General features: G+C 54.9%; 29 protein-coding genes, 1 pseudogene and 1 other annotated feature. Of the genes and pseudogenes, 17 read left to right on the forward strand and 13 right to left on the reverse strand.

Features of this window, described 5'->3' with window-relative positions; all coding sequences use genetic code 11:
• Nucleotides 1–70 precede the first annotated feature (70 nt).
• From ymiC to topA, 5 genes are all read right to left on the reverse strand, one after another.
• Nucleotides 71–169: a small membrane protein YmiC gene (gene ymiC, locus ACSVHP_RS04715; RefSeq protein WP_420536294.1), complete on the reverse strand. Its 99-nt coding sequence runs from the start codon at nucleotides 167–169 to the stop codon at nucleotides 71–73.
• A 137-nt stretch (nucleotides 170–306) separates the two neighbouring features.
• Nucleotides 307–441, reverse strand: coding sequence for a hypothetical protein (locus ACSVHP_RS04720; RefSeq protein WP_265178082.1), 135 nt, complete (start codon nucleotides 439–441; stop codon nucleotides 307–309).
• 38 nt (nucleotides 442–479) lie between these two features.
• Entirely contained in the window at nucleotides 480–620 is a 141-nt protein-coding gene (locus ACSVHP_RS04725; protein ID WP_447551255.1) for a YmiA family putative membrane protein, read from the reverse strand.
• A 338-nt stretch (nucleotides 621–958) separates the two neighbouring features.
• The gene (gene cysB / locus ACSVHP_RS04730; protein WP_006175683.1) at nucleotides 959–1933 is read right to left on the reverse strand and encodes an HTH-type transcriptional regulator CysB; all 975 of its coding nucleotides are present in this window, start codon (nucleotides 1931–1933) and stop codon (nucleotides 959–961) included.
• Nucleotides 1934–2120: 187 nt separating this feature from the next.
• On the reverse strand, nucleotides 2121–4718 hold the full coding sequence (gene topA, locus ACSVHP_RS04735) for a type I DNA topoisomerase (protein ID WP_447551143.1): 2598 nt from the start codon (nucleotides 4716–4718) through the stop codon (nucleotides 2121–2123).
• Nucleotides 4719–5117: 399 nt separating this feature from the next.
• Between topA and ACSVHP_RS04740 the strand changes: the two genes are divergently transcribed.
• Entirely contained in the window at nucleotides 5118–5369 is a 252-nt protein-coding gene (locus ACSVHP_RS04740; protein ID WP_023312072.1) for a YciN family protein, read from the forward strand.
• 34 nt (nucleotides 5370–5403) lie between these two features.
• On the opposite strand, the gene sohB is transcribed toward ACSVHP_RS04740, so the two are convergent.
• Nucleotides 5404–6450, reverse strand: a complete 1047-nt coding sequence (sohB, locus tag ACSVHP_RS04745) for a protease SohB (RefSeq protein ID WP_447551144.1) — start codon at nucleotides 6448–6450, stop codon at nucleotides 5404–5406.
• A gap of 249 nt (nucleotides 6451–6699) precedes the next feature.
• On the opposite strand from sohB, the gene ACSVHP_RS04750 reads away from it, so the two are divergent.
• Both ACSVHP_RS04750 and cobO read left to right on the forward strand, forming a co-directional pair.
• Entirely contained in the window at nucleotides 6700–7461 is a 762-nt protein-coding gene (locus tag ACSVHP_RS04750) for a YciK family oxidoreductase (RefSeq protein WP_234672112.1), read from the forward strand.
• Nucleotides 7458–8048, forward strand: a complete 591-nt coding sequence (cobO, locus tag ACSVHP_RS04755) for a cob(I)yrinic acid a,c-diamide adenosyltransferase (protein WP_447551145.1) — start codon at nucleotides 7458–7460, stop codon at nucleotides 8046–8048. The genes ACSVHP_RS04750 and cobO overlap by 4 nt, the downstream gene beginning before the upstream one ends.
• Nucleotides 8049–8083: 35 nt before the next feature.
• Here cobO and rluB read toward each other — a convergent pair whose 3' ends face one another.
• The 3 genes from rluB to rnm form a co-directional block, all read right to left on the reverse strand.
• A complete protein-coding gene (rluB, locus tag ACSVHP_RS04760; protein ID WP_014070506.1) occupies nucleotides 8084–8959 on the reverse strand; it encodes a 23S rRNA pseudouridine(2605) synthase RluB in 876 nt (291 codons plus the stop codon).
• Nucleotides 8960–9055: 96 nt separating this feature from the next.
• On the reverse strand, nucleotides 9056–9676 hold the full coding sequence (locus ACSVHP_RS04765; protein ID WP_234672107.1) for an L-threonylcarbamoyladenylate synthase: 621 nt from the start codon (nucleotides 9674–9676) through the stop codon (nucleotides 9056–9058).
• Nucleotides 9673–10554 (reverse strand): RNase RNM, encoded by an 882-nt coding sequence (rnm, locus tag ACSVHP_RS04770; RefSeq protein ID WP_447551146.1) that lies wholly within the window; start codon nucleotides 10552–10554, stop codon nucleotides 9673–9675. The genes ACSVHP_RS04765 and rnm overlap by 4 nt, the downstream gene beginning before the upstream one ends.
• A 139-nt stretch (nucleotides 10555–10693) precedes the next feature.
• Between rnm and trpL the strand changes: the two genes are divergently transcribed.
• The 9 genes from trpL (at nucleotide 10694) to ACSVHP_RS04815 (ending at nucleotide 19743) form a co-directional block, all read left to right on the forward strand.
• The gene (gene trpL / locus ACSVHP_RS04775) at nucleotides 10694–10738 is read left to right on the forward strand and encodes a trp operon leader peptide (RefSeq protein WP_106993556.1); all 45 of its coding nucleotides are present in this window, start codon (nucleotides 10694–10696) and stop codon (nucleotides 10736–10738) included.
• Nucleotides 10715–10809: a sequence feature (Trp leader region), on the forward strand. (Overlaps the previous gene by 24 nt.)
• 25 nt (nucleotides 10810–10834) lie before the next feature.
• The gene (locus ACSVHP_RS04780; RefSeq protein WP_447551147.1) at nucleotides 10835–12397 is read left to right on the forward strand and encodes an anthranilate synthase component 1; all 1563 of its coding nucleotides are present in this window, start codon (nucleotides 10835–10837) and stop codon (nucleotides 12395–12397) included.
• Nucleotides 12397–13992: a bifunctional anthranilate synthase glutamate amidotransferase component TrpG/anthranilate phosphoribosyltransferase TrpD gene (gene trpD / locus ACSVHP_RS04785; protein ID WP_417313337.1), complete on the forward strand. Its 1596-nt coding sequence runs from the start codon at nucleotides 12397–12399 to the stop codon at nucleotides 13990–13992. Before ACSVHP_RS04780 ends, trpD begins: the two co-directional genes overlap by 1 nt.
• Nucleotides 13993–13995: 3 nt before the next feature.
• On the forward strand, nucleotides 13996–15354 hold the full coding sequence (trpCF, locus tag ACSVHP_RS04790) for a bifunctional indole-3-glycerol-phosphate synthase TrpC/phosphoribosylanthranilate isomerase TrpF (RefSeq protein WP_447551148.1): 1359 nt from the start codon (nucleotides 13996–13998) through the stop codon (nucleotides 15352–15354).
• Nucleotides 15355–15364: 10 nt separating this feature from the next.
• Nucleotides 15365–16558, forward strand: a complete 1194-nt coding sequence (gene trpB, locus ACSVHP_RS04795) for a tryptophan synthase subunit beta (RefSeq protein WP_234672097.1) — start codon at nucleotides 15365–15367, stop codon at nucleotides 16556–16558.
• Complete coding sequence (gene trpA / locus ACSVHP_RS04800; protein WP_447551149.1) at nucleotides 16558–17367, forward strand: tryptophan synthase subunit alpha; 810 nt, start codon at nucleotides 16558–16560, stop codon at nucleotides 17365–17367. Before trpB ends, trpA begins: the two co-directional genes overlap by 1 nt.
• Before the next feature lie 176 nt (nucleotides 17368–17543).
• Complete coding sequence (yedE, locus tag ACSVHP_RS04805; protein WP_447551150.1) at nucleotides 17544–18755, forward strand: selenium metabolism membrane protein YedE/FdhT; 1212 nt, start codon at nucleotides 17544–17546, stop codon at nucleotides 18753–18755.
• The gene (gene yedF / locus ACSVHP_RS04810) at nucleotides 18752–18985 is read left to right on the forward strand and encodes a sulfurtransferase-like selenium metabolism protein YedF (RefSeq protein WP_003856774.1); all 234 of its coding nucleotides are present in this window, start codon (nucleotides 18752–18754) and stop codon (nucleotides 18983–18985) included. The genes yedE and yedF overlap by 4 nt, the downstream gene beginning before the upstream one ends.
• Before the next feature lie 410 nt (nucleotides 18986–19395).
• The gene (locus ACSVHP_RS04815) at nucleotides 19396–19743 is read left to right on the forward strand and encodes a hypothetical protein (protein WP_234672084.1); all 348 of its coding nucleotides are present in this window, start codon (nucleotides 19396–19398) and stop codon (nucleotides 19741–19743) included.
• A gap of 39 nt (nucleotides 19744–19782) precedes the next feature.
• Here ACSVHP_RS04815 and ompW read toward each other — a convergent pair whose 3' ends face one another.
• Complete coding sequence (gene ompW, locus ACSVHP_RS04820) at nucleotides 19783–20415, reverse strand: outer membrane protein OmpW (RefSeq protein ID WP_234672083.1); 633 nt, start codon at nucleotides 20413–20415, stop codon at nucleotides 19783–19785.
• A gap of 190 nt (nucleotides 20416–20605) precedes the next feature.
• Here ompW and ACSVHP_RS04825 point away from each other — a divergent pair.
• The 4 genes and pseudogenes from ACSVHP_RS04825 to yciA all read left to right on the forward strand — a co-directional run.
• Nucleotides 20606–20686, forward strand: a pseudogene (locus ACSVHP_RS04825) (YkgJ family cysteine cluster protein); the annotation flags it as partial.
• 25 nt (nucleotides 20687–20711) lie between these two features.
• Nucleotides 20712–21455, forward strand: coding sequence for a YciC family protein (locus ACSVHP_RS04830; RefSeq protein ID WP_234672082.1), 744 nt, complete (start codon nucleotides 20712–20714; stop codon nucleotides 21453–21455).
• Between the two features lie 52 nt (nucleotides 21456–21507).
• Complete coding sequence (locus tag ACSVHP_RS04835) at nucleotides 21508–22050, forward strand: septation protein A (RefSeq protein ID WP_234672080.1); 543 nt, start codon at nucleotides 21508–21510, stop codon at nucleotides 22048–22050.
• 104 nt (nucleotides 22051–22154) lie between these two features.
• Complete coding sequence (yciA, locus tag ACSVHP_RS04840; RefSeq protein ID WP_234672078.1) at nucleotides 22155–22550, forward strand: acyl-CoA thioester hydrolase YciA; 396 nt, start codon at nucleotides 22155–22157, stop codon at nucleotides 22548–22550.
• Between the two features lie 41 nt (nucleotides 22551–22591).
• Here yciA and tonB read toward each other — a convergent pair whose 3' ends face one another.
• On the reverse strand, nucleotides 22592–23323 hold the full coding sequence (tonB, locus tag ACSVHP_RS04845) for a TonB system transport protein TonB (RefSeq protein ID WP_447551256.1): 732 nt from the start codon (nucleotides 23321–23323) through the stop codon (nucleotides 22592–22594).
• Between the two features lie 338 nt (nucleotides 23324–23661).
• On the opposite strand from tonB, the gene ACSVHP_RS04850 reads away from it, so the two are divergent.
• Nucleotides 23662–23958, forward strand: coding sequence for a YciI family protein (locus tag ACSVHP_RS04850; RefSeq protein WP_447551151.1), 297 nt, complete (start codon nucleotides 23662–23664; stop codon nucleotides 23956–23958).
• A 231-nt stretch (nucleotides 23959–24189) separates the two neighbouring features.
• Here the strand turns inward: ACSVHP_RS04850 and ACSVHP_RS04855 are convergent, their stop codons facing one another.
• Together ACSVHP_RS04855 and ACSVHP_RS04860 are read right to left on the reverse strand one after the other, a co-directional pair.
• A complete protein-coding gene (locus tag ACSVHP_RS04855; protein WP_447551152.1) occupies nucleotides 24190–25134 on the reverse strand; it encodes an ion channel in 945 nt (314 codons plus the stop codon).
• A gap of 87 nt (nucleotides 25135–25221) precedes the next feature.
• Nucleotides 25222–25443 (reverse strand): DNA-binding transcriptional regulator, encoded by a 222-nt coding sequence (locus ACSVHP_RS04860; protein ID WP_447551257.1) that lies wholly within the window; start codon nucleotides 25441–25443, stop codon nucleotides 25222–25224.
• Nucleotides 25444–25453 lie beyond the last annotated feature (10 nt).

Raw genomic sequence — 25453 nt, forward strand, 5'->3', positions numbered from 1 at the left:
AATGACAAATGCCGGGGGCAAATTCGGATGACAGGAAACAAAAAACCCCGCCGAAGCGAGGTTTTGTCTGTTAGTGGAAGGTCAGCCAGAAAAGCTGACACCAGAAGAGAATCGACAAAGAGAATGCGCCAATCCACGACCAGTATTTGAGCGTTGTCATGTTATTCATCATAGTGACACCAGACTTTATTTATTAATGTTCCTGAGGACGCGCCCCAGCACTATATTGCCGATGTGTATTTATTAAAGAGTACAAAAGTGCAGAACGGTGTTCAGGCTATTAATGTTAAAGGGCACATAACCCCATTACTGTTTTTTAGGCTCGTCTTCCGCGAACACATCAATAAAAGCCTTTTGCTGCGCGGTCAGTTTCCAGGACGCAGGCACGGTCGTTGTCGGCTCTTTGCTGCCTTTAAGGCCATTGTCACGAGGCTGACACATTGGTTTTCCGGTTTCTGTCCGTGCAGTCACTGTCATATTCAACCCCAATATTTCCAGGCCAGAAGCGCAACGCCCACCCAAAACAGGGCGGAGACAATAAACACCGCGAGCCAGGCTTTACGTTTAAGCACAAGATCCCTTTGCGGTTCTTCAGTTCCTGACGGCATTGCTAACCTCATACAATCGACACCGCTTATCATTTTCACACCAAACAATCGGTACAAGTAATCACCAGTTGAGATAAATCCTAAAGAAACTTTAGCTGAAAAGCCAGTGAATTTACTCGTTCATGATGATGAAATATTCATTCTTTTGACCAGAAATAAATAATTGAGAAGAATAATTTGCGCAGTCGGAAATTAGTTTCTACTTTTGTCGCAAAATCACGACAGTATGACCACATCAATTAAATGGGTTATGACATTATATGGCAGTGGGATGCAGATGATGATAATTCTGATTTCGGTTTAAGCGGATATTTCGGTATCTTTCCACAAGGGAAAGATACCGGAAGTGATTATTTGGCGGGAAGCTTAATATCTTTAAACATCTCTTCGATGTCTTCATTAGAACGCAAAGCAACGGCGGTATCCACCACGTCACGCGTTAAATGCGGCGCAAAGCGTTGAATAAAATCATACATATAGCTGCGCAGGAAAGTGCTGCGGCGGAAACCAATTTTGGTGGTGCTGTGGCTGAAGATATCATGCGCATCAAGGCGCACTAAATCCGGGTCAGATACCGGATCGACGGCCATGCTGGCAATCACGCCCACGCCCAGCCCCAGACGCACGTAGGTTTTAATCACGTCAGCATCGGTCGCGGTAAAGACGATGCGCGGCGTTAACCCTGCGCGGTTGAATGCCGTATCCAGCTCGGAGCGACCGGTAAAGCCGAAGGTGTAGGTCACCAGCGGATACTGCGCCAGCTCCTCGATGGTCACCGAGCCCTTCCCTGCCAGCGGATGATCCGGCGTTACCACAATCGAGCGATTCCAGTGATAGCACGGCAGCATCACCAGGTCGTCGTACAGATGCAGCGCCTCGGTGGCAATCGCAAAATCCGCATTGCCTTTTGATACCGCCTCAGCGATTTGGGTTGGAGAGCCCTGATGCATGTGCAGCGACACGCGCGGGTATCGCTCAATAAAGCCCTTGATCACGCCGGGCAGCGCGTAGCGAGCCTGCGTGTGCGTAGTAGCAATATAGAGAGAGCCTTTGTCCGGCCAGGTGTGCTCTCCGGCGACGGATTTAATTGCATCCACTTTTGAGAGCACTTCGCGGGCAATGCGGATGATTTCCTGTCCCGCTGGCGTCACCTGGGTGAGATGCTTCCCGCTGCGGGCAAAAATTTGAATACCCAGCTCATCTTCAAGCATGCGAACCTGCTTACTGATGCCGGGTTGTGAGGTATAAAGTCCTTCAGCGGTAGAAGAAACGTTAAGGTTGTGATTTACCACCTCAACGATATAGCGAAGCTGCTGTAATTTCATGCCAGACCATCCGATTTAGCGCACGCGGTCAATCGCTTAAGACGATTTGATAATAAGAAAAGGGTTAACTATAACCACTATATCATTTATAGCCTGACTGTATAGTACGGAACAAAAAATAATAACGACGTAATAAAAAAGGGCCGGAAGACCGGCCCTTTAACAGGTAAGTTACGCTAAGTGCAGATTATTTCTTGCCTTCAACCCATTTACCGTCGACAAAGAAGGCTGACCATCCGGTCGCTTTACCCTCTTTCTCCGCAGCCACGTACTGCTGCTTGGTTTTGCGGCTAAAGCGCACAACCGTCTTATTACCTTCCGGATCCTGCTGTGGCGCATCGGCCAGATAACGCAGTTTTTCCGGCAGACGATCGCGGAAGCGGTACAGCTCCTCCACCAGCGGCGCACGGGTTTCACGCGATTTCGGGAAGGTGTTGGCCGCGAGGAAGACCCCGGCAGCGCCGTCACGCAGCACGAAGTACGCATCTGATTTCTCACACGGCAGCTCTGGCAGCGGCACCGGATCTTCCTTCGGCGGAGCCACTTCACCGTTACGCAGGATTTTACGGGTGTTTTTGCACTCGTCGTTGGTACAGGCCATGTACTTGCCGAAACGCCCCATCTTCAGGTGCATTTCAGAGCCACACTTCTCACACTCAACAACCGGGCCGTCATAGCCCTTAATGCGGAACTCGCCCTCTTCAATCTCGTAGCCGTCGCAGGTCGGGTTATTACCACAGACGTGCAGTTTACGCTTCGGATCGATAAGGTAGCTGTCCATCGCCGTGCCGCATTTCTTACAGCGACGTTTCGCACGCAGCGCGTTCGTTTCGGCGTCATCACCTTCCAGCACGTTGAGAACTTCGTTCTCCGGCACCAGGTTGATGGTGGTTTTGCAGCGCTCTTTAGGCGACAGCGCGTAACCAGAACAGCCGAGGAACACGCCGGTCGTGGCGGTACGGATCCCCATCTTGCGGCCGCAGGTTGGGCAGTCGATGCTGGTCAGTACCATCTGGTTTGGCAGCATTCCGCCTTCTTCAGGATCTTTCTCGGCTTTATCCAGCTGCGTGGTAAAGTCGCTAAAGAAGCTGTCGAGCACCTTTTTCCATTCCGCCTGATGGCTGGCAACCTGGTCGAGGCTGTTTTCCATCTGCGCGGTGAAGTCGTAGTTCATCAGCTCGCGGAAGTTGGCTTCCAGACGATCCGTAACAATTTCACCCATCTTTTCAGCATAGAAGCGACGGCTTTCTACGCGCACATAACCGCGATCCTGAATGGTCGAGATAATGGAAGCGTAAGTAGACGGACGGCCAATACCGCGTTTTTCCAGCTCTTTCACCAGCGAGGCTTCGCTGAAGCGCGCAGGCGGTTTGGTGAAGTGCTGCGCCGGAAGCAGTTCAACCAGGGAGAGTTCATCCCCCTTGTTCACCGCAGGCAGCGTTCTGTCTTCATCACCCTTACGCAGCGCAGGCATCACTTTCGTCCAGCCGTCGAAGCGCAGGATACGGCCACGCGCTTTGAGGCGGAAATCACCCGCGCCCACGGTCAGCGTGGTGGAATCGTACTTCGCAGGTGACATCTGACAGGCCACAAACTGGCGCCAGATCAGCTGATACAGTTTCTGCGCGTCGGCTTCCATATCCTTCAGCGACTCAGCGAGGACAGACACGTCAGAAGGACGAATCGCTTCGTGCGCTTCCTGTGAGTTTTCCTTGCTGGCGTACTGGTTTTCGCTTTCCGGCAGGTATTTCTTGCCGAAATTCTCGCTGATATAGCCGCGAACCATGTTAACCGCGTCCTGGCTCAGGTTAGTTGAGTCAGTACGCATATAGGTGATGTAGCCCGCTTCATACAAGCGCTGCGCCATCATCATGGTTTTCTTCACGCCATAACCCAGACGCGTGCTCGCCGCCTGTTGCAGCGTAGAGGTAATAAACGGCGCGCCCGGTTTGCTGCTGGTCGGTTTGTCTTCGCGCTCCAGCACCTGGTAGCGCGCTTTTTCCAGCAGCGCCACGGCAGACATGGTCTGCTCGCGATTTTCAGGACGGAACGGTTTGTCGTGGTGATGGCTGACCTGCAAAGGCAGCGCGTCGCCGCCCGGCGTGGTCACGTTCGCGTCCACTTCCCAGTACTCTTCCGGGACGAACGCTTTGATTTCACGCTCACGTTCAACCACCAGACGCACGGCAACAGACTGTACGCGCCCTGCGGACAGGCCACGGGCAATCTTTTTCCACAGCAGCGGAGAGACCATATAGCCCACGACACGGTCCATAAAGCGACGTGCCTGCTGAGCATTTACGCGGTCAATATTCAGCTCGCCCGGCTTTTCAAACGCCTGACGAATCGCATTCTTCGTAATTTCGTTAAACACTACACGGCTGTAGCGTTTGTCGTCGCCACCGATCACTTCCCGCAGGTGCCATGCAATGGCTTCCCCTTCGCGGTCAAGGTCGGTTGCGAGATAGATGTGGTCGGCTTTTTCGGCGAGCTGCTTCAGCTCATTGACGACTTTTTCTTTCCCTGGCAGCACTTCATATTGTGCATCCCAGTTGTGCCACGGGTTAACACCCATGCGGTTGACAAGCGCGCTACGTTCATCCTTTTTAGGCTTTTTAGCCCCTTTGGTGGAGGTAGAGTCTGCGCTCTTTTTGCTGGCTGAGCCACTGGTCGGCAAATCGCGGATGTGACCAACGCTGGATTTAACCACGTAGTCGTTACCCAGATACTTATTGATCGTTTTGGCTTTTGCCGGGGACTCAACGATGACGAGAGCTTTACCCATATTCACCTTTACCTAATTTAATTCTTCCAGGAATACGCCGCACGTTGATTTCCCTTCCGCTGACGACGAGCCATTGATATTGAGACTGCGTCAGGGGATATCAACCCCTTTTACTTGCCGGACATCAACAGGTCTATGTCCAGGTGATTGAGTTTTCGGGCATTTTTCTCAAATCAAAGTTACTTCGTGACGAATTCAAGGTCGAATGTCAAGCAATTCTGTTGCCAGAATGACGAAAGCGCACACTGTACCTGATAAAATTCGTTACGCAACTTTATTAGCATGCAAAAGCCGATTGTGCCAATTATCCGGGTGGCGCTTACCCCCTCACATAACAGGGAAAATTTGCCCCTCAAGCCCGCGCGGCGTAGACTATTGCCACTGTTTAAGGAGTAGATTATGCAAAATACAACCCAACCCATTGACCGGGCATCTCTGCTTATCGAAGCGAACAAACTGATTCGCGATCACGAGGATACTCTGGCGGGTATCGAAGCGACCGGCGTTGAACAGCGTAACGGCGTGTTGATCTTCAGCGGCGAATATTTCCTGGATGAACAAGGTTTACCTACCCCGAAAAGCACCGCGGTATTCAACATGTTCAAATACCTGGCGCATACGCTTTCCGAAAAGTATCACCTGGTCGATTAAAGCAAAACGCGAGGCACATGCCTCGCGTTTTCATTTACAGCAGCGGTTTCTGTCCGCGCTGTAGCCAGCGCAGCAGCAGGTGGTCCGCGCTCTCTGCGGCGCTGTTGGTGAAGCGGTCGAGCATACGCTTACGCTGGGTGTAGCGCACGCCCACCAGTTCGCGCCCTTCCATCAGCCCCAGCAGCAGGTCGTCGCTGGTACCGACCTCATCCACCAGCCCTTTTTCCTGTGCCTGAGAGCCGTACCAGTGCTCGCCCGTGGCGACGTGATCGATATCCAGCGTCGGGCGCATACGGTGAACAAAGTCCTTAAAGAGATGGTGCGTTTCATTGAGATCTTCACGAAACTTCTGACGGCCCTCTTCGGTGTTCTCACCCAGTAACGTCAGCGTGCGTTTGTATTGCCCTGCGGTGTGCAGCTCAATGTCGATCTCTTTGTTTTTCAGGAAACGGTTAAAGTTGGGGATCTGCGCCACGACGCCGATTGAGCCGATGATGGAAAACGGTGCCGCCACAATCTTATCGGCAACGCAGGCCATCATGTAACCGCCGCTGGCAGCGACCTTGTCCACGGCAACCGTCAACGGGATCTGCTTGTCGCGCAGACGCTGGAGCTGTGAGGCAGCCAGACCATAGCCATGCACCACGCCGCCGGGGCTTTCGAGGCGTAATACCACCTGGTCCTGCGGTTTAAACACCGACAGAACCGCCGTCACCTCTTCACGCAGGGAAGAGACCTCATGGGCATCCATACTGCCTTTAAAATCGAGCACGTAGACGCGTGGTTTAACGTCATCCTGCGGACGTTGCAGTTTAGCTTTCGCCTTTGCCGCTTTGGCTTCCTGCTTCTGCTTTTTCTTCTGCGCTTTTGCCCACTGTTTCTGCTGATGGCTGTCCAGCAATGCCAGCGACATCTCTTCCTGCATCTCCTTATACTGCTCGCTCAGACGAGTGATCCGTAACTCGCCGCGCTGACGTTTACGCTGCTTCAGGTTAACCACCAGCACAGCGATAACCGCGATGGCAATAACCACCGTCGCGATCTTGGCTAAAAACAACCCATATTCAGAAAGTAATTCCACGCGTTCCACCTTGATTAACCACGATTCTTCCCCGCCAGTGTACAACAGCCGTTGCCAGGCGTCTTGCTCGTGACGATACCTGTGCGAGCCGCCTTCAGAAATCCCCATTTCAGATCGAAATATTTGCAAATTGTTAATTTCACAGCGAAGCCTCCTGTAGACTGATTGAATTCTCATGCTTTTTCGGGCATAAACCCTAAAAGTGATAAAAAGCAGGCGCAATCCACTCCCGCGCCCAGAGGAGTCACCGTGCATTATCAGCCCCAAAAAAATCTACTCCAGAATCGCATCATTCTTGTTACCGGAGCCAGCGACGGCATTGGCCGCGAAGCCGCTTTGACCTATTCCCGCTACGGCGCCCACGTCATACTGGTTGGCCGCAACGAAGACAAGCTGCGCAGCGTGGCGAAAGAGATTGAAGACGCGGGCGGTACGCCTGCCCCGTGGTACACCCTTGATTTATTAACCTGCACGCCGGAAAGCTGCCAGGCGCTGGCGCGGCGGATAGAAACCCAGCACCCGCGTCTTGACGGCGTGCTGCATAACGCCGGTCTGCTCGGGGAAGTTCGCCCGATGGACGAGCAGGATCCTGAGATCTGGCAGCAGGTGATGCAGGTCAATATCAACGGTACCTTCTTCCTGACCCAGGCACTGCTTCCTTTATTACTCAGGTCGGATTCAGGCTCGCTGGTCTTTACCTCGTCAAGCGTCGGCAGCCAGGGGCGCGCAAACTGGGGCGCTTACGCCGTATCGAAATTTGCCACCGAGGGCATGATGCAGGTGCTGGCCGAGGAGTACCAGAGCCGTCACCTGCGCGTAAACTGCATTAACCCGGGCGGTACGCGCACTAAAATGCGGGCCAGCGCCTTCCCGAGCGAAGATCCGCAAAAGCTGAAGACCCCGGCAGAAATCATGCCTCTCTATCTCTGGCTGATGGGCGATGACAGCCGCCGTAAAACCGGGATGACCTTTGACGCCCAGCCGGGCCGTAAACCGGGAATTTCGCAATGAGTGAAGAACGCCACCAGCAGCGTCAGCAGCGCCTGAAAGAGCAGGTCGATGCGCGCATCGCGGCCGCACAGGATGAACGCGGCATCATTATCGTCTTCACCGGAAACGGCAAAGGGAAAACCACCGCCGCATTCGGTACGGCAACGCGGGCCGTCGGTCATGGACAGAAAGTGGGCGTGATCCAGTTCATTAAGGGTGAATGGCCCAACGGTGAGCGGAACTTGCTGGAGCCTCACGGCGTTGAATTTCAGGTAATGGCGACCGGGTTTACCTGGGACACGCAAAATCGTGAAACCGATACCGCCGCGTGCCTGGCCGTGTGGGAACATGCCAGACGAATGCTTGCCGATCCGGCGCTCAACATGGTGTTGCTGGATGAAATCACCTATATGGTGGCCTACGATTATCTGCCCCTTGAGGCGGTGCTCGAGGCGTTACGCAATCGTCCGGTGCATCAGACGGTGATTGTGACGGGGCGGGGATGTCATCGGGATATTCTGGAACTGGCGGATACCGTCAGCGAACTGCGACCGGTGAAACATGCCTTTGACGCAGGCATCAAAGCGCAAATCGGCATAGATTATTAAGAAAAAAGCCCGGTTGATTCAACCGGGCTTTTATTTTAACCGTTGTTATTGCGGCTGCCAGAGCGGCGATTGTTGCTCACCTGGCTGTGACGCTTCACCGCACGGCGGATCTGATTCGCCTTCATACGACGACGATCTTTTTCCACCGCCACCTTAGAGGTGGTTTCCGGCGTCAGGCCCACCAGCTCGCGCAGGTAGTTGGTCTGGGTTAAATCCAGCTCGGTATAGCCGCCGCGCGGCAGGCCTTTCGGCAGCAGGATGTCACCATAACGCACGCGGATCAGGCGGCTAACCTGCACGCCAACGGCTTCCCAAAGACGACGCACCTCGCGGTTACGGCCTTCGGTCAGGGTCACGTTGTACCACTGGTTAATCCCTTCACCGCCGGTGAATTTGATGGTTTTGAATGCCGCCGGGCCGTCTTCAAGCTGAACGCCGCGAGACAGATCGCGCAGTTTGTTTTCATCAACCTGGCCGAAAACGCGCACCGCGTATTCACGTTCCACTTCACGGCTCGGGTGCATCAGTCGGTTTGCCAGCTCGCCGTCGGTGGTAAACAGCAGCAGACCGCAGGTGTTAACGTCCAGACGACCAACCGCAATCCAGCGAGCGCCGCGCAGCTTAGGCAGGCGGTCAAACACGGTTGGACGACCTTCCGGGTCGTTGCGGGTACACAGCTCGCCTTCCGGCTTGTAGTAGGCCAGCACGCGGCAGATCTGCTCGGCGGACTCTTTCACGGAGATAAGATGACCGTCGATGCGGATTTTCAGACCCGGTACGATTTCTACGCGGTCGCCCAGCGTGGAGACTTTACCGTCCACACTCACGCGGCCGGCTTCAATAATGGCTTCGATTTCACGGCGTGAACCGTGGCCGGCGCGCGCCAGCACTTTCTGTAACTTCTCGCTCATAGAGCTTCCTCAGGTGTCGCCTTCACAGGCGTCGAATCAGGTCAAAAACGGGACAGAGCCCGTTTTGATGGCCGCGTAGTATAGCCGCTTACACCCTTACAAGAAAGGTTTAACGTCGCCCGCGCCTTCACGGATCACTTCCGGCGCATCTTCCGTCAGATCGACCACCGTGGTGGGCTGTTGACCCAGGTAGCCGCCGTGAATAACCAGCTCGACATGCTTTTCAAGGCGATCTTTGATCTCCTCCGGGTCGGACTCGGTAAACTCGCTGCCCGGCAGCATCAGCGAGGTGGAGAGCATCGGCTCGCCCAGCGTTTCGAGCAGCGCCTGCGCAATCGGGTTCGAAGGCACGCGCATCCCAATGGTTTTACGCTTTTCCTGCAACAGACGGCGCGGCACCTCTTTCGTCCCTTTCAGGATGAAGGTGTAGTTGCCCGGCGTGTTGTTCTTGATCAGACGAAACGCCACGTTATCCACATAGGCATAGGTCGACAGCTCGGAGAGATCGCGACACATCAGGGTAAAGTTGTGGCCGTCCGGCAGCTGGCGGATGCGACAGATGCGCTCCATCGCCCCTTTATCTTCAATTTTGCAGCCCAGCGCATAGCCAGAATCGGTCGGGTAGACGATAACGCCACCCTTGCGGACAATCTCCACGGCCTGATTAATCAGGCGAGGCTGCGGGTTATCCGGATGAATATAGAAAAACTGACTCATACTTCCCTCTCTTCAATTTGCCGTGGCTGTTCCCAGAGCTGCCAGACAGGTTCGACGCCAGCGGGAAGCCAGAGCTTGCGCCCCAGCTCTATCCACGCGCAGGGCTGATGAAAATCAGAGCCCTGCGAGCCATACAGTCCAAACTGCCTGGCCCAGGTCGCGTGCTGCGACCGCTCGTTGGGAGCCTGCTGGCATTGCGCGACTTCCATCGCGTCACCGCCGCGTTCGGCGAAGTGTGCCAGCAGTCTTTTCAGCCATTTAGCAGAAAGATTATACCGCCCGGGATGGGCCAGCACCGCCTTACCGCCAGAATGATGAATCACATCAATAGCTTGTTCTATTGTACACCACTGCGGCGGGACGTATCCGGTTTTCCCGCGCGCCAGATACTTTTTAAATACGTCGGCCATGGTGGTGGCTTTGCCCGCCCCCACCAGGAATCGCGCGAAGTGCCCGCGCGTGACCGCCCCGCCGTTCGCCAGCTTTTGCGCGCCTTCCAGGGCGCCGGGAATGTTGGCCTTTTCAAGACGCTCGCCAATCATTTCGGCGCGCTGATTACGGCGCGTTTTTTGTTCTTGCAAAAACGCGCGCATTGCAGGATGTTCTGTATCGATGTTCAGGCCAACGATATGAATTTCATGGTTTTCCCAGACGGTCGAGATCTCGACTCCGGCAATCAGGTTGAGCGCTAATCTGCTGCGGGCAATCTCCGCGCGCGCGGCGGGGATCCCGTCGGTGGTGTCGTGATCGGTGATGGCCAGCGTGCCCACCCGCATCTCAACGGCACGATGGACTAACGCTTCAGGCGTCAGCAGGCCATCAGAAGCCTGAGTGTGGCTGTGTAAATCATAAATCACGGCGTAAGTTGTATCGCTCAAAGCACTTCCCATCACAGGTTAAAAACATCCAGAAAGCCTATGATAACGACTTGCCGCGAAATTCTGAAATCAAGGGTTGACAATACGCCATCGAACTAGTTAACTAGTACGCAAGTTCACACGAGAAAGGTATCTGAAAATGACTGCACATTTCACTCTGCACGGTTGGTGGCGTACTTCCTGATTAACGGGCAGTGTCACACGTCTGCGAAACGCAAACAGATACCACGCCCGCTCTCAAGCGGGCTTTTTTTTGAACAGAATAAATGAGAACAACAACATGCAAACAGCCAAACCTGACCTCGAACTGCTGACCTGCGAGGCGGCGTATCGCCATAACCCTACCGCGCTGTTTCACCAGGTCTGCGGGGCGCGTCCGGCCACCCTCCTGCTGGAATCTGCGGATATCGACAGCAAAGACGATCTCAAGAGCCTGCTGTTAGTCGACAGCGCGCTGCGCATTACGGCGCTCGGTGACACTGTCACCATTAAGGCGTTATCCGATAACGGTGCGGCCCTGCTGCCGCTGCTGGATGCCGCGCTGCCTGCGGGCATCGAAAACGAACACCATCCGGAAAAGCGCGTTCTGCACTTCCCGCCGGTCAGCCAGCTGCTGGATGAAGACGCGCGCCTGTGTTCGCTGTCGGTGTTCGACGCCTTCCGCCTGCTGCAAAACCTGGTGTCGGTGCCGGAAGACGAACGCGAAGCGATGTTCTTCGGCGGGCTGTTTGCCTATGACCTGGTGGCGGGTTTTGAAGATTTACCGGAAACCGAACAGGGCAACCGCTGCCCGGACTACTGCTTCTATCTGGCAGAAACCCTGATGGTGATCGACCATCAGAAAAAATACACCCGCATCCAGGCGAGCCTGTTCACGCCTTCTGCTTCTGAAAAGCGCCGTCTTGAGCACCGCATCGCCCAGCTGCAACAGCAGATGACCGAAGAGCCGCCTGCGCTGCCGGTACAGCGTATCGAACAGATGCAGTGCGAGGTGAGCCAGAGCGATGACCAGTACGGCGCGGTAGTGCGTCAGATGCAGAAAGCCATTCGCGCCGGGGAGATTTTCCAGGTGGTGCCCTCCCGTCGCTTCTCCCTGCCGTGCCCGTCCCCGCTGGCGGCCTACGACGTGCTGAAAAAGAGCAACCCTAGCCCGTACATGTTCTTTATGCAGGACAACGACTTCACGCTGTTCGGCGCGTCGCCGGAAAGCTCGCTTAAATACGATGCCACCAGCCGCCAGATTGAGATCTACCCGATTGCCGGCACCCGCCCGCGCGGTCGTCGTGCGGATGGCTCACTGGATCGCGATCTCGACAGCCGTATTGAGCTGGAAATGCGCACCGACCACAAAGAGCTCTCCGAGCACCTGATGCTGGTCGACCTGGCGCGTAACGATCTGGCCCGCATCTGCACCCCCGGCAGCCGCTACGTGGCGGACCTGACCAAAGTTGACCGTTATTCGTTTGTGATGCACCTGGTTTCCCGCGTGGTCGGAGAACTGCGCAGCGATCTGGACGTGCTGCACGCCTATCGCGCCTGTATGAACATGGGCACCCTGAGCGGCGCGCCGAAGGTGCGAGCGATGCAGCTTATCGCCGAAGCCGAAGGCCGTCGTCGCGGCAGCTACGGCGGTGCGGTAGGTTACTTTACCGCGCACGGTGACCTCGACACCTGCATCGTGATCCGCTCGGCCTACGTGGAAGACGGAATCGCCACCGTCCAGGCGGGCGCGGGCATTGTTCTTGATTCGGTTCCGCAGTCTGAAGCTGACGAAACGCGCAGTAAAGCACGCGCGGTCCTGCGCGCCATTGCGACCGCACACCATGCACAGGAGATTTTCTGATGGCTGACATTCTGCTGCTCGATAATATCGACTCTTTCACCTACAACCTGGCAGATCAGCTGCGTGCAAACGGCCACAACGTGGTTATCTACCGTAACCACGTTCCGGCCCAGACCCTGATTGACCGCCTGGCCACCATGCAAAGCCCGGTGCTGATGCTCTCCCCCGGCCCCGGCGCGCCAAGCGAAGCCGGCTGTATGCCCGAGCTGCTGACCCGTATGCGCGGCAAGCTGCCGATTATCGGTATCTGCCTGGGGCATCAGGCGATTGTTGAAGCCTACGGCGGCTACGTGGGTCAGGCGGGCGAGATCCTGCACGGTAAAGCCTCCAGCATTGAACATGACGGTCAGGCGATGTTCGCCGGGCTGCCAAACCCGCTGCCGGTGGCGCGTTACCACTCGCTGGTCGGCAGTAATATTCCGGCCGGGCTTACCATCAACGCCTCGTTTGAAGGCATGGTGATGGCGGTGCGTCACGATGCGGATCGTGTCTGCGGCCTGCAATTCCACCCGGAGTCGATCCTGACCTCTAACGGCGCGCGCCTGCTGGAGCAAACCCTTGACTGGGCGTTACAGAAGCTGGAGCAGACCAACACCCTGCAACCAATTCTGGAAAAACTGTACCAGGCGCAAACCCTGAGCCAGCAGGAGAGCCACCAGCTCTTCTCGGCGGTGGTGCGCGGTGAACTGAAACCCGAGCAGCTGGCCGCCGCGCTGGTGAGCATGAAGGTGCGCGGTGAAAGCCCGCAGGAGATCGCCGGTGCCGCCACGGCCCTGCTGGAAAACGCCGCCCCGTTCCCGCGCCCGGACTACCCGTTTGCGGATATCGTCGGGACCGGCGGTGACGGCAGCAACAGCATTAATATTTCCACCGCCAGCGCCTTTGTGGCGGCGGCGTGCGGCATGAAGGTGGCGAAACACGGCAACCGCAGCGTATCCAGCCGCTCCGGCTCGTCGGATTTACTGGCAGCCTTTGGTATTAATCTGGACATGAAGGCCGAACGCTCCCGCGAGGCGCTGGACGATTTGGGCGTGTGCTTCCTGTTCGCACCGAAATATCACACCGGGTTCCGCCACGCGATGCCGGTTCGCCAGCAGCTTAAAACCCGCACCCTGTTTAACGTGCTGGGGCCGCTGATTAACCCGGCGCATCCGCCGCTGGCGCTGATTGGCGTTTACAGCCCGGAACTGGTGCTGCCAATTGCTGAAACCCTGCGCGTGCTGGGCTATCAGCGGGCGGCGGTGGTTCACAGCGGCGGGATGGACGAGGTGTCTCTCCACGCGCCAACGCTGGTTGCCGAGCTGCGCAACGGCGAGATCCAGAGCTATCAGCTGGACGCCGCCGACTTCGGCCTGACCCCGTATCGCCAGGAGGCGCTGGCAGGCGGCACGCCGGAAGAAAACCGTGACATTCTCACGCGCTTATTACAAGGTAAAGGTGAGTCCGCTCATGAGGCAGCCGTTGCCGCCAACGTCGCCATGCTGATGCGTTTGCACGGCGAGGAAGACCTGAAGGTCAACGCGCAAAAAGTTCTCGACGTACTGCGCTCAGGAGCAGCCTACGATCGCGTTACCGCACTTGCGGCAAGAGGATAAAGAATGCAGACCGTTTTAGCGAAAATCGTTGCCGACAAGGCCATCTGGGTAGAAGCCCGCAAAGCGCAGCAGCCGCTTGCCAGTTTCCAGAACGACGTGGTGCCGAGCACCCGCCGTTTTTACGATGCGCTTCAGGGCGCGCGCACTGCGTTTATCCTGGAGTGTAAGAAAGCCTCGCCATCGAAAGGCGTGATTCGCGATGATTTCGATCCCGCGCGTATCGCCGGGATCTACAAACACCATGCGTCGGCCATTTCGGTGCTGACGGATGAGAAATACTTCCAGGGCAGCTTTGATTTTCTGCCGATTGTCAGCGGCATCGCGCCGCAGCCGATCCTGTGCAAAGACTTTATTATCGACCCGTATCAGATCTGGCTGGCCCGCTTTTACCAGGCCGACGCCTGCCTGCTGATGCTCTCGGTGCTCGACGACGAGCAGTATCGCCAGCTGTCGGCGGTGGCGCACAGCCTGAACATGGGCGTGCTGACCGAAGTGAGCAACGAAGAGGAGCTGGAGCGCGCCATTGCGCTGGAGGCCAAAGTGGTGGGCATCAACAACCGCGACCTGCGCGATCTGTCGATTGACCTCAACCGCACCCGCCAGCTTGCGCCGCGTCTGGGGGCGGGCGTGACCGTCATCAGCGAATCCGGCATTAACAGCTATGCCCAGGTCCGCGAGCTGAGCCACTTTGCCAACGGCTTCCTGATTGGCTCGGCGATGATGGAGCATGACGATCTCAACGCCGCCGTGCGCCGCGTGCTTCTGGGTGAAAACAAAGTGTGCGGCTTAACCCGGGAGCAGGATGCGAAAGCGGCCTATGAGGCCGGGGCGATTTACGGCGGGCTGATCTTCGTGGACACCTCTCCCCGTGCCGTGACCGAAGACCAGGCGCGCCAGGTTATCGCCGCCGCCCCGCTCGGCTATGTGGGCGTGTTCCGCAATGCCGAGATTGCAGACGTGGCGGCAAAAGCCGGGGCGTTATCCCTGCGCGCGGTGCAGCTGCACGGCAGCGAAGACCAGGCCTACATCGACGCGCTGCGTGCGGTGCTTGCCCCTTCCGTTCAAATCTGGAAGGCGCAGAGCGTAGGCGAGACATTGCCCGCGCGTAACCTGAACCACGTCGATAAATATGTACTGGATAACGGCCAGGGCGGCACCGGCCAGCGTTTCGACTGGTCGCTGCTTCATGGCGAAGTGCTGGACAACGTCCTGCTCGCGGGTGGCTTAAGCCCGGACAACTGTGTAGAAGCGGCTAAAGCCGGCTGCGCAGGCCTCGATTTCAATTCAGGCGTAGAGTCAGAACCGGGAATTAAAGACGCCAGCAAACTGGCCTCGGTGTTTAAAACTCTGCGTGCATATTAAGGAAGAAAAGATGACGACATTACTTAACCCGTATTTTGGTGAGTTCGGTGGGATGTACGTTCCACAGATCCTGATGCCCGCACTGCGCCAGCTCGAAGAAGCTTTCGTCAGCGCCCAGAAAGACCCGGCGTTTCAGGCCGAGTTTACCGACCTGCTGAAAAACTACGCGGGCCGCCCGACGGCGCTGACCAAATGCCGCAACCTGACCGAGGGCACCAACACCACGCTGTACCTCAAGCGTGAAGATCTGCTGCACGGCGGCGCGCACAAAACCAACCAGGTGTTAGGCCAGGCGCTGCTTGCCAAGCGGATGGGCAAAACCGAAATCATCGCCGAAACCGGCGCGGGCCAGCACGGCGTGGCGTCGGCGCTGGCGAGCGCGCTGCTCGGCCTGAAATGCCGTATCTACATGGGGGCGAAGGACGTTGAGCGCCAGTCGCCGAACGTGTTCCGCATGCGGCTGATGGGTGCGGAAGTGATCCCGGTGCACAGCGGCTCCGCCACGCTGAAAGATGCCTGTAACGAGGCGCTGCGCGACTGGTCCGGCAGCTACGACACCGCGCACTATATGCTCGGCACCGCCGCAGGCCCGCACCCGTTCCCGACCATCGTGCGCGAGTTCCAGCGCATGATCGGCGAAGAGACAAAAGCGCAGATCCTCGAAAAAGAGGGTCGCCTGCCGGATGCGGTGATCGCCTGCGTGGGCGGCGGCTCTAACGCCATCGGCATGTTTGCTGACTTTATCGACGACACCAGCGTGGGTCTGATTGGCGTGGAGCCAGCGGGTCACGGGATCGAATCCGGCGAGCACGGCGCACCGCTCAAGCACGGTCGCGTGGGGATCTACTTCGGCATGAAATCGCCGATGATGCAGACCGACGAAGGCCAGATTGAGGAGTCTTACTCTATTTCTGCCGGGCTGGACTTCCCGTCCGTCGGGCCGCAGCACGCGTACCTGAACAGCACCGGACGCGCGGAATATGTCTCGATTACCGATGACGAAGCGCTGGAAGCCTTCAAAACGCTGTGTCGTAACGAAGGGATCATCCCGGCGCTGGAGTCCTCCCACGCGCTGGCGCACGCGCTGAAAATGATTAAAGAAAACCCGGAAAAAGAGCAGCTGCTGGTGGTGAACCTTTCCGGTCGCGGTGATAAAGATATCTTCACCGTTCACGATATTCTGAAAGCACGAGGGGAAATCTGATGGAACGCTACGATAACGCATTTGCACAACTGAAATCCCGCCAGGAAGGCGCGTTCGTTCCCTTCGTTACGCTGGGCGATCCGGGCCCTGAGCAGTCGTTAAAAATCATCGACACCCTGATTGAAGCCGGTGCCGATGCGCTGGAGCTGGGGATCCCGTTCTCGGATCCGCTGGCGGACGGCCCGACCATTCAGAACGCCACCCTGCGCGCCTTTGCGTCAGGCGTGACGCCAACCCAGTGCTTCGAAATGCTGGCCGCCATTCGCCAGAAGCACCCGACCATTCCGATTGGCCTGCTGATGTATGCCAACCTGGTGTTCAACCGCGGTATCGACGAATTCTACGCCGAGTGCGCCCGCGTGGGCGTAGACTCCGTGCTGGTTGCCGACGTGCCGGTTGAAGAGTCTGCCCCGTTCCGCCAGGCGGCAATGCGCCATAACGTCGCGCCGATTTTCATCTGCCCGCCGAATGCCGATGATGCACTGCTGCGCCAGATTGCCTCTTACGGACGCGGCTACACCTATCTGCTCTCTCGCGCGGGCGTCACCGGCGCGGAGAACAAAGCCGCCCTGCCGCTGCACCATCTGGTGGAAAAGCTGGCCGAGTACAACGCCGCGCCTCCGCTACAGGGCTTTGGGATTTCCTCGCCGGAGCAGGTGCGTGCCGCTATCGACGCGAAAGCGGCGGGCGCGATTTCAGGCTCCGCGATTGTCAAAATCATCGAGAACAACCTGGATAAGCCAGAACAGATGCTGGCGGAGCTGAAAACCTTCGCGACCGGAATGAAAGCGGCAACCCGTCACGCGTAATGCCCTCACCGTCTGGCGCATTGCCAGACGGTTTTCCCTCCTCTGTAATACTTAAGTGTCAGGCCAAAATTGATCCCGTCGATATTCTCGGCGTGAATACCTTTTCAAACGCGGCCGTCAGCGTATGATTCGGTTTCTTTTGTCGCTTTACACCTTCTGAGTTCAGAGGCTTACACATGTCATGGCATTACTTCAAACAGACTTACCTGGTTAAGTTCTGGTCACCCGTTCCGGCGGTCATCGCTGCGGGCATTCTCTCTACCTATTATTTCGGCATTACCGGCACCTTCTGGGCGGTCACCGGCGAGTTTACCCGCTGGGGCGGTCAGCTGTTGCAGCTCGCAGGGGTCCACGCCGAAGAGTGGGGATATTTCAAACTGATTCATCTGGACGGCACGCCGCTCACCCGTATCGACGGAATGATGATTATCGGCATGTTCGGGGGCTGCTTTGCCGCCGCGCTGTGGGCAAACAACGTGAAGCTGCGTATGCCGAAAAGCCGGATCCGCATTATGCAGGCGGTCGTGGGCGGGATCATCGCCGGGTTCGGCGCGCGTCTGGCGATGGGCTGTAACCTCGCCGCCTTCTTTACCGGTATTCCTCAGTTCTCCCTTCACGCGTGGTTCTTTGCCGTCGCCACGGCGATAGGCTCTTATTTTGGCGCGCGCTTTACGCTGCTGCCCTTCTTCCGTATTCCGGTCAAAATGACCAAAGTCAGCGCGGCGTCCCCGCTGACGCAGAAGCCCGACCAGGCGCGTCGTCGTTTCCGCCTCGGCATGCTGGTCTTCTTCGCCACGATCGCCTGGGCATTGTGCACCGCCCTTAATCAGCCGAAGCTGGGCCTCGCCATGCTGTTTGGCGTGGGCTTTGGTCTGCTTATCGAGCGCGCGCAAATCTGCTTTACCTCGGCGTTTCGCGATATGTGGATCACCGGGCGCACCATGATGGCGAAAGCCATTATTGCCGGGATGGCGGTGAGCGCCATCGGCATCTTCAGCTACGTCCAGCTTGGCGTTGAGCCCAAAATTATGTGGGCGGGCCCGAACGCGGTGATCGGTGGTCTGTTATTTGGCTTCGGGATTGTGCTGGCGGGCGGCTGTGAAACCGGCTGGATGTATCGCGCGGTTGAAGGCCAGGTCCATTACTGGTGGGTGGGGCTTGGCAACGTGATTGGCTCAACCATTCTGGCCTACTACTGGGATGACGTATCCCCCGCGCTGGCAACCAGCTGGGACAAGGTAAACCTGCTGAGCACCTTCGGGCCGCTGGGCGGCCTGCTGGTCACCTACGCCCTGCTGCTGATCGCCTTTTTACTGGTTATCGCGCAGGAAAAACGCTTCTTTCGCCGCTCGGCCGCGAAAACCACAGCCCAGGAGACTACTGCATGAAAGAGATCGTACCTGACTACCGTCTGGATATGGTGGGAGAGCCTTGCCCTTATCCGGCGGTGGCGACACTTGAAGCGCTGCCGCAGCTTAAAAAAGGAGAGATCCTGGAAGTGGTTAGCGATTGCCCGCAGTCGATTAATAACATTCCGCTGGATGCGAAAAACCACGGTTATACCGTGCTGGATATTCAGCAGGACGGGCCAACCATTCGCTATTTAATTCAAAAATAATTCAGATATTAAAAAGGCCTCTGTTGAGGCCTTTATTCAGGAGACTGGCTTAGGCCATCGTCGTCGTTTAAGTTTCGTCAGGCATGAATGGGCGGTGAGTCGCGTTCCGCAAACGGCGCATACTGCACCATGAGGTTGATCGTGTGTAGGGCTAAAACTGGTAAACTGAAACTGTTTCCCTGCACAGACCGGGCATTCAAATTTGATGTTGGGGATATCCCCTCCTGCCAGAACTAAAGAGTCACCACCATACCTTAATTATATCGTCAGCAGGGATATATCGTTCGTCAGGGTCGTACTCGACGTCGACGTTAACCGCCATCATATTGATAGTTAAGCCTTCTTGATCCAGGGCAAGGCCAAAATTTATTACTTAAGTAAAATCTTACACCTGATTTGAGTAAGGCTTTATGGTGTTGATGGTTTTTAGAACGCTTTTGTTTTGTTTATTTTTTATTTCATTTCGCGCGTTATGTCTGGATTTTTCTTCCACGGTATTAAGACTGAATTGCCCGGAGAGAGGGCTGGTGGAAGTGATATTGCACGTCTATGGACATACTCAGGAAAAATGGCAGGGAAATTTTGAAACGGGTGCGGGGCATAAACGCGCAGGTGATACGGAAATAATTCCCTTTGCTAACGGCGATATTCTTTTCCATTCGATTAAGAATGATACATTCCGCTACTGGTATGATGGCGAGTCGTCGCTTCGCTATTGCGCAAAGCTGGATGAACGTCCCGTTTATCCGTCATTTTGAAAATACTGGCCGCACCGCGGCCAGCTATATGTCTATCTATCAGAAACGGTAACCCGCCGAGAACATAAAGACCCACGGATCCAGACGCGTGTGGATACTTTGCTGGTCACCGTTATGCTTGAAGCGCACGTCGGTGTCGATATCCATGTACCAGACCGAGGCGTTAATTAACCAGTCGCGGTTGATGAGGTAATCCATCCCGACCTGCCCCGCCATCCCCCAGGAATCTTTCAGGCTGAGATCGGAAAGACCCGCCTCTTTACCGGTATCGTTGAACTTCTCATCGAAGAAGGTGGTGTAGTTCACCCCGGCGCCAATATAGGGGCGCAGCTTGCTGCTGGCGTCACCGAAATACCACTGCGCCATCAGGGTTGGGGGTAAATGGTGAACCGTGGCGATATCCCCGGTCGGCCCTAAGCCGACGCGATGCCGGAATGGGGTTGCGGCCAGAAGCTCAACGCCAATGTTTTCCGTTGCCATATAGGTGAACGTCAGTCCCAGCTGGGTATTGTTGCTGACGTTAAAACCGCCCATCCCCAGGACGTTGTCGGAACCTTCCGTAGGACGAACCGTTGCCGAACCGGCACGAATAAAGAACTCGCCCGCTTCATGCGCGTACGCGCCGCCAGAGAGACTGCTTAAGATAAGGGCTGCCACCGCTAATTTTTTCATATCCGCTCCATCGTTGTGGTTTTCATAGCGGGGGTGAATATACTCACAAAAGAGTAATAAGTGATCCAACATAGATCACACAAAAATCAGTAATTTAACATTCATTGATCTGTGTTAATTTTTTGCCGCTCTGTGAAAGGCAATAACCTGTTTCCAGGTCAATTTTTAGGGTGAGCAGCAGATTACCCGGCTTTACAAAGATATGCTTTTCCATACAAGGCTTGATGCTGCCACCGCAGACTTATCCGGTGTACAATTGCCGGCTCATTAACACCTGCAATACTCAAGGAGAGTGCATGTCTATCACGGCGAAGTCCGTCTACCGTGACACGGGGAATTTTTTCCGCAATCAGTTCATTACCTTTTTACTGATTGCGTTGTTATGTGCATTTATCACGGTGGTGCTTGGCCATGCGTTTTCACCGAGCGACGAGCAGATTGCCAGCCTGAGCCAGGGCGATAATCTTGCCGGTAGCGTGGGGTTATTTGAGCTGGTGCAGAACATGTCTCCGGAACAACAGCAAATTCTGCTGCGGGCGTCGGCGGCGTCGACCTTTTCCGGCCTGATTGGCAACGCGGTGCTGGCGGGCGGGGTTCTGCTGATGATCCAGCTGGTCTCTGCTGGTCATCGCGTCAGCGCCCTGCGCGCCATTGGCGCCAGCGCACCGGTCTTGCCGAAGCTGTTTATCCTTATCTTCTTAACCACCATGCTAGTGCAGATTGGCATTATGCTGGTCGTGGTTCCCGGTATTCTGCTGGCTATCGTGCTTTCATTCGCGCCAGTGATGGTTGTTCAGGATAAAATGGGAATATTCATCGCTATGCGCAGCAGCATAAAGCTGGCATGGTCTAATATGCGTCTGGTCGCGCCCGCCGTTATCGGCTGGCTGCTGGCAAAAACGCTGCTGTTGCTGTTTGCACCGAACTTTGCCGTGCTCACGCCAAACGTGGGCGCGGTTGTGGCGAATACGCTGAGCAACCTGATTTCAGCCGTGCTGCTGGTCTACCTGTTCCGCCTGTATACGTTAATTCGTCAGTAATCCGATCGCCGGGTCCAGAGGCCCGGCTCAACGAAGAAGATGGAATCACAGAATGAAGCAGTTTCTTGATTTTTTACCCCTTGTCGTGTTTTTCGCGTTTTATAAGCTCTACGACATTTACGCCGCTACCTCGGCACTGATCGTCGCTACCGCTATCGTGCTCATCTATAGCTGGGTGCGTTATCGCAAAGTCGAAAAAATGGCGCTGATCACCTTCGTTCTGGTGGCGGTCTTTGGCGGGTTAACCCTGTTCTTCCACAACGACGAGTTCATCAAGTGGAAGGTGACGGTGATTTACGGCCTGTTCGCCGGCGCGCTGCTTATCAGCCAGTGGGTCATGAAAAAGCCGCTGATCCAGCGCATGCTGGGCAAAGAGCTGACGCTGCCGCAGGACGTGTGGTCGCGGCTGAATATCGCCTGGGCGGTCTTCTTTATTCTGTGCGGCCTCGCGAATATCTATATCGCCTTCTGGCTGCCGCAGAATATCTGGGTCAACTTCAAGGTCTTTGGCCTGACCGCGCTAACGCTGATATTTACCCTGTTAAGCGGCGTTTATATTTATCGCCACATGCCACAGCAGGACGATAAGCACTAACGATTCACCCCGGAACGCTCGCCATGCGGGCGTTCTGCGCTATTCTCTCCGGTCGAAAATCATAGTAGCATCCCGCCTGAAGTCTTCAGTTACGAGTTAAAACAATGACAACAACTAACGCCCCTCAGGGTGAACTGGTTTTACGCACATTAGCAATGCCTGCCGACACCAACGCCAACGGCGACATTTTTGGTGGCTGGTTAATGGCACAGATGGATATGGGGGGAGCGATTCTCGCAAAAGAGATTGCTCACGGGCGCGTAGTGACCGTGAGAGTGGACGGCATGACCTTCCTGCGCCCGGTGGCGGTGGGCGATGTGGTATGCTGCTATGCGCGCTGCGTGAAACGCGGCAACACCTCGATTTCAATCAATATCGAGGTGTGGGTCAAGAAAGTCTCTTCCGAGCCTATCGGCCAGCGCTATAAGGCGACGGAAGCGCTGTTTATCTATGTCGCGGTAGACAGCGAAGGGAAACCGAGACAGCTCCCGCAGAGCTGATCGTCAGATATAAAAAAAGCCTCCATTGCGGAGGCTTTTTTTTATTCCATTTGCGCCCCGCCGTTCAGGCGGAACACGATATTCACAATCAGGCCGCTTCCCGGCTTGCCCGCCTCGTAGCGCCATTTACGCATGGCGGCTTTGACGTCACGCTCAAACATATTCGACGGCTGCGCGGAGAGGATCTGAACGTTATCAACGCGACCGTCCGGGGTCACGTCAAACTTCACGCGCACGCGTCCTTCAATACGCAGGGCCTGTGCACGCGCCGGATACTGCGGCTGGTTACGGCTTAATACGCGCGGGCCAGCTGGCGCGGCTACCGTCGGTTTCGCCACCGCAGGCGTATTGTTCATCACCGTGCGCGCGGGCGCGGTGTTTTGAACCGGTGCGGTGCGAGTCTCGACCGGGCGTTCCTCACGTTTCGGGCGCTCTTCAACCTTTTTCACCGGCTTGGGTTTTGGCTTAGGCTTCGGCTTAGGTTTTGGTTCAGGCTTGTGGATCACCACGGGCGCCTCTTTTGGCGGCTCAGGGACCACTTCTGGCTCCGGTTCCGGCTCGGGCTCGGCCACCGGCTGCGGCGGTGGTGGCGCAACCTGCGGCGGCTCAAGCTCCGCAGGCGTGACCATCGTTACCGAAATGGGCTGCGAAGGCGCGGGCATTTCAATAACCTGATTCACCGAAGCGTAAAGCAGCGTCGCCACGAGGGCACCGTGGATCGCCACGGAGAGCAGCGTCGGCCAGGGAAAACGGCGAGGAAAATCAAGAGTCATGGTCGTTGAGCTATTCGGCATCGTAGCATAAGACATACATTTAATAGGCTTTTAGCTAATTGATAATCATTTGCGTCAAAGTGTATCACCATGCGCCACGTAATAACATACCTTCGTTTCAGCCGTCATCCGCTCAAGAGTGAACGAAGAGGTATCCTGGCCTGGAATGCGTACGTTACCTCACTCCGCCAGGGCTGCGAGAGGAATTTTTGATGCATTATTATCCGGTAAATCCCTTCCGACCGCGTTGGGCATGCACTTGCCGTTATCTTTACATTGCAGTCACTTGCGCTTTCACATAACGTAATCGGCACTTTTACTGGTTAAGGAGCTTCGCCGTGCTTTATGTGATCTATTCAGAAGATGTCGCTGATTCCCTGGAGAAACGCCTCTCGGTGCGCCCTGCCCATCTGGCGCGTTTACAGCTGTTGCAGGACGAAGGTCGATTACTGACCGCAGGCCCAATGCCGGCCGTCGACAGCAACGATCCGGGCACGGCAGGTTTTTCTGGCTCGACGGTTATCGCGGAGTTTGAGTCTCTGGAAGCGGCAACCGCCTGGGCCGATGCGGATCCGTACGTGGCGGCAGGCGTGTACGCCAACGTGACCGTGCGTCCGTACAAAAAAGTGTTTTGATGTGAAAAAGGCTCCTCGGGAGCCTTTTTTAACACCTTAACATAATGAAATGAAAGGATTTATTTCAGGTCACGTCCACAGATTGACCACATCAATAGGAGCAGTCCCGCATATGCTAGGTTGCTCCTCACTGATAAATATTCGATGACTTTATGCATACCTAAGAATCGTATACAACTATCAATTTTGCTTATCACTTGCAGCAAACCAAAAAAGATGAATTAAAGTTATTTAATTTTTATTCATTACGGAATTTAAAAAGCCACCAACGATAAATATGCACAACAGAAGCTGAAGGCTGACAAAAGCCCTGATTAATCTATCACTAGCAACAATGTCACCAAAAGTTGTAGTTGTAGATATCCCTACACTAAAATAAATGAAATCAATAATATTGAGTCTTGCCATGTACTGCTTGTAATATCGACCAACGTTATCAATTGCAGCGGAACGCCTATCCCCCATTTCTTTTACCAGCTTAAATCTTTTGTCATTATAAATTGTTCTTTGTTCATTTAATTTAATTAAATCATCACGCGTCTCCTTAGAAGTAAACAGCATCAAATTCTTAAGGATATAGTCAGCAATTTTAAATGATTGCCGTGCGGTTTCTAATCTAGCCTCTGCTAATCTGACTCGCTCATCACCAATGCGCTGAATTTTCATAACATCATCATTTGTCTTAACTATAACTGGAGAGTCTTTTTCAAGATTAGCCACTCTAGCTTCTAAAGCTTTCTCATGAGCTATAAAACCTGACAACATCTCCTGCTCATAATCCTTTGTTCTCTCTGTAAACTCGGCTTCTTTTTTCTTATAAACTGAATTAAACTCATTATCAAGATCAGCCAGTTCAGAATCAATTTTCTCTAGATCATTTTTATCTTTGGATAATTTTAAAACATATTCGTCATTTTCTTTTTTAAGAACATTCAAATCTATGCCGCTACCCATAGGGTAATCGTAATTATCATCACTCCAAAGCATCACATTCATATCGTAAAATGGATGCACATTAAGCTCCGAGTTAATAATAAAACTATCTGGCTTTAACAACCAAAATCCGTAGTACAAGACAGCGAACAATATAACCACAAAAAAATATATTCTTGCCCAGACCCGCGATTTCCAAGAAGAAATTACTTTAAAGATTAATTTTGTATCGATTTGCGGCATGACGAAAACCTTAATTTATTAGTAGATGCCATTTTAACCTAAAATAACAATTAATTGTTATTTCTCTATATTTAAAATTACCATAGGTCACATCCAGTTCATTTTCTGCTGCCCTGATATTGCCGGGTGAGGTGGAGCTGGCACTAATACTGCAGGCGATGCACTAAACCGCTCAACCGTTTCAGTGGTGACAAACGTACAACTGCAGTTGATGTTTGTGCACTGATGATACCGCTCCTTGGTAGTGTCAGTAAAATACCGACTTGTGCGAGCGTGAGCGGCGAAATGGCATTTTGGGCAGTGAAACATGGCGAGCACT

It is taken from the genome of Enterobacter sp. 186315 (genome assembly GCF_053290175.1).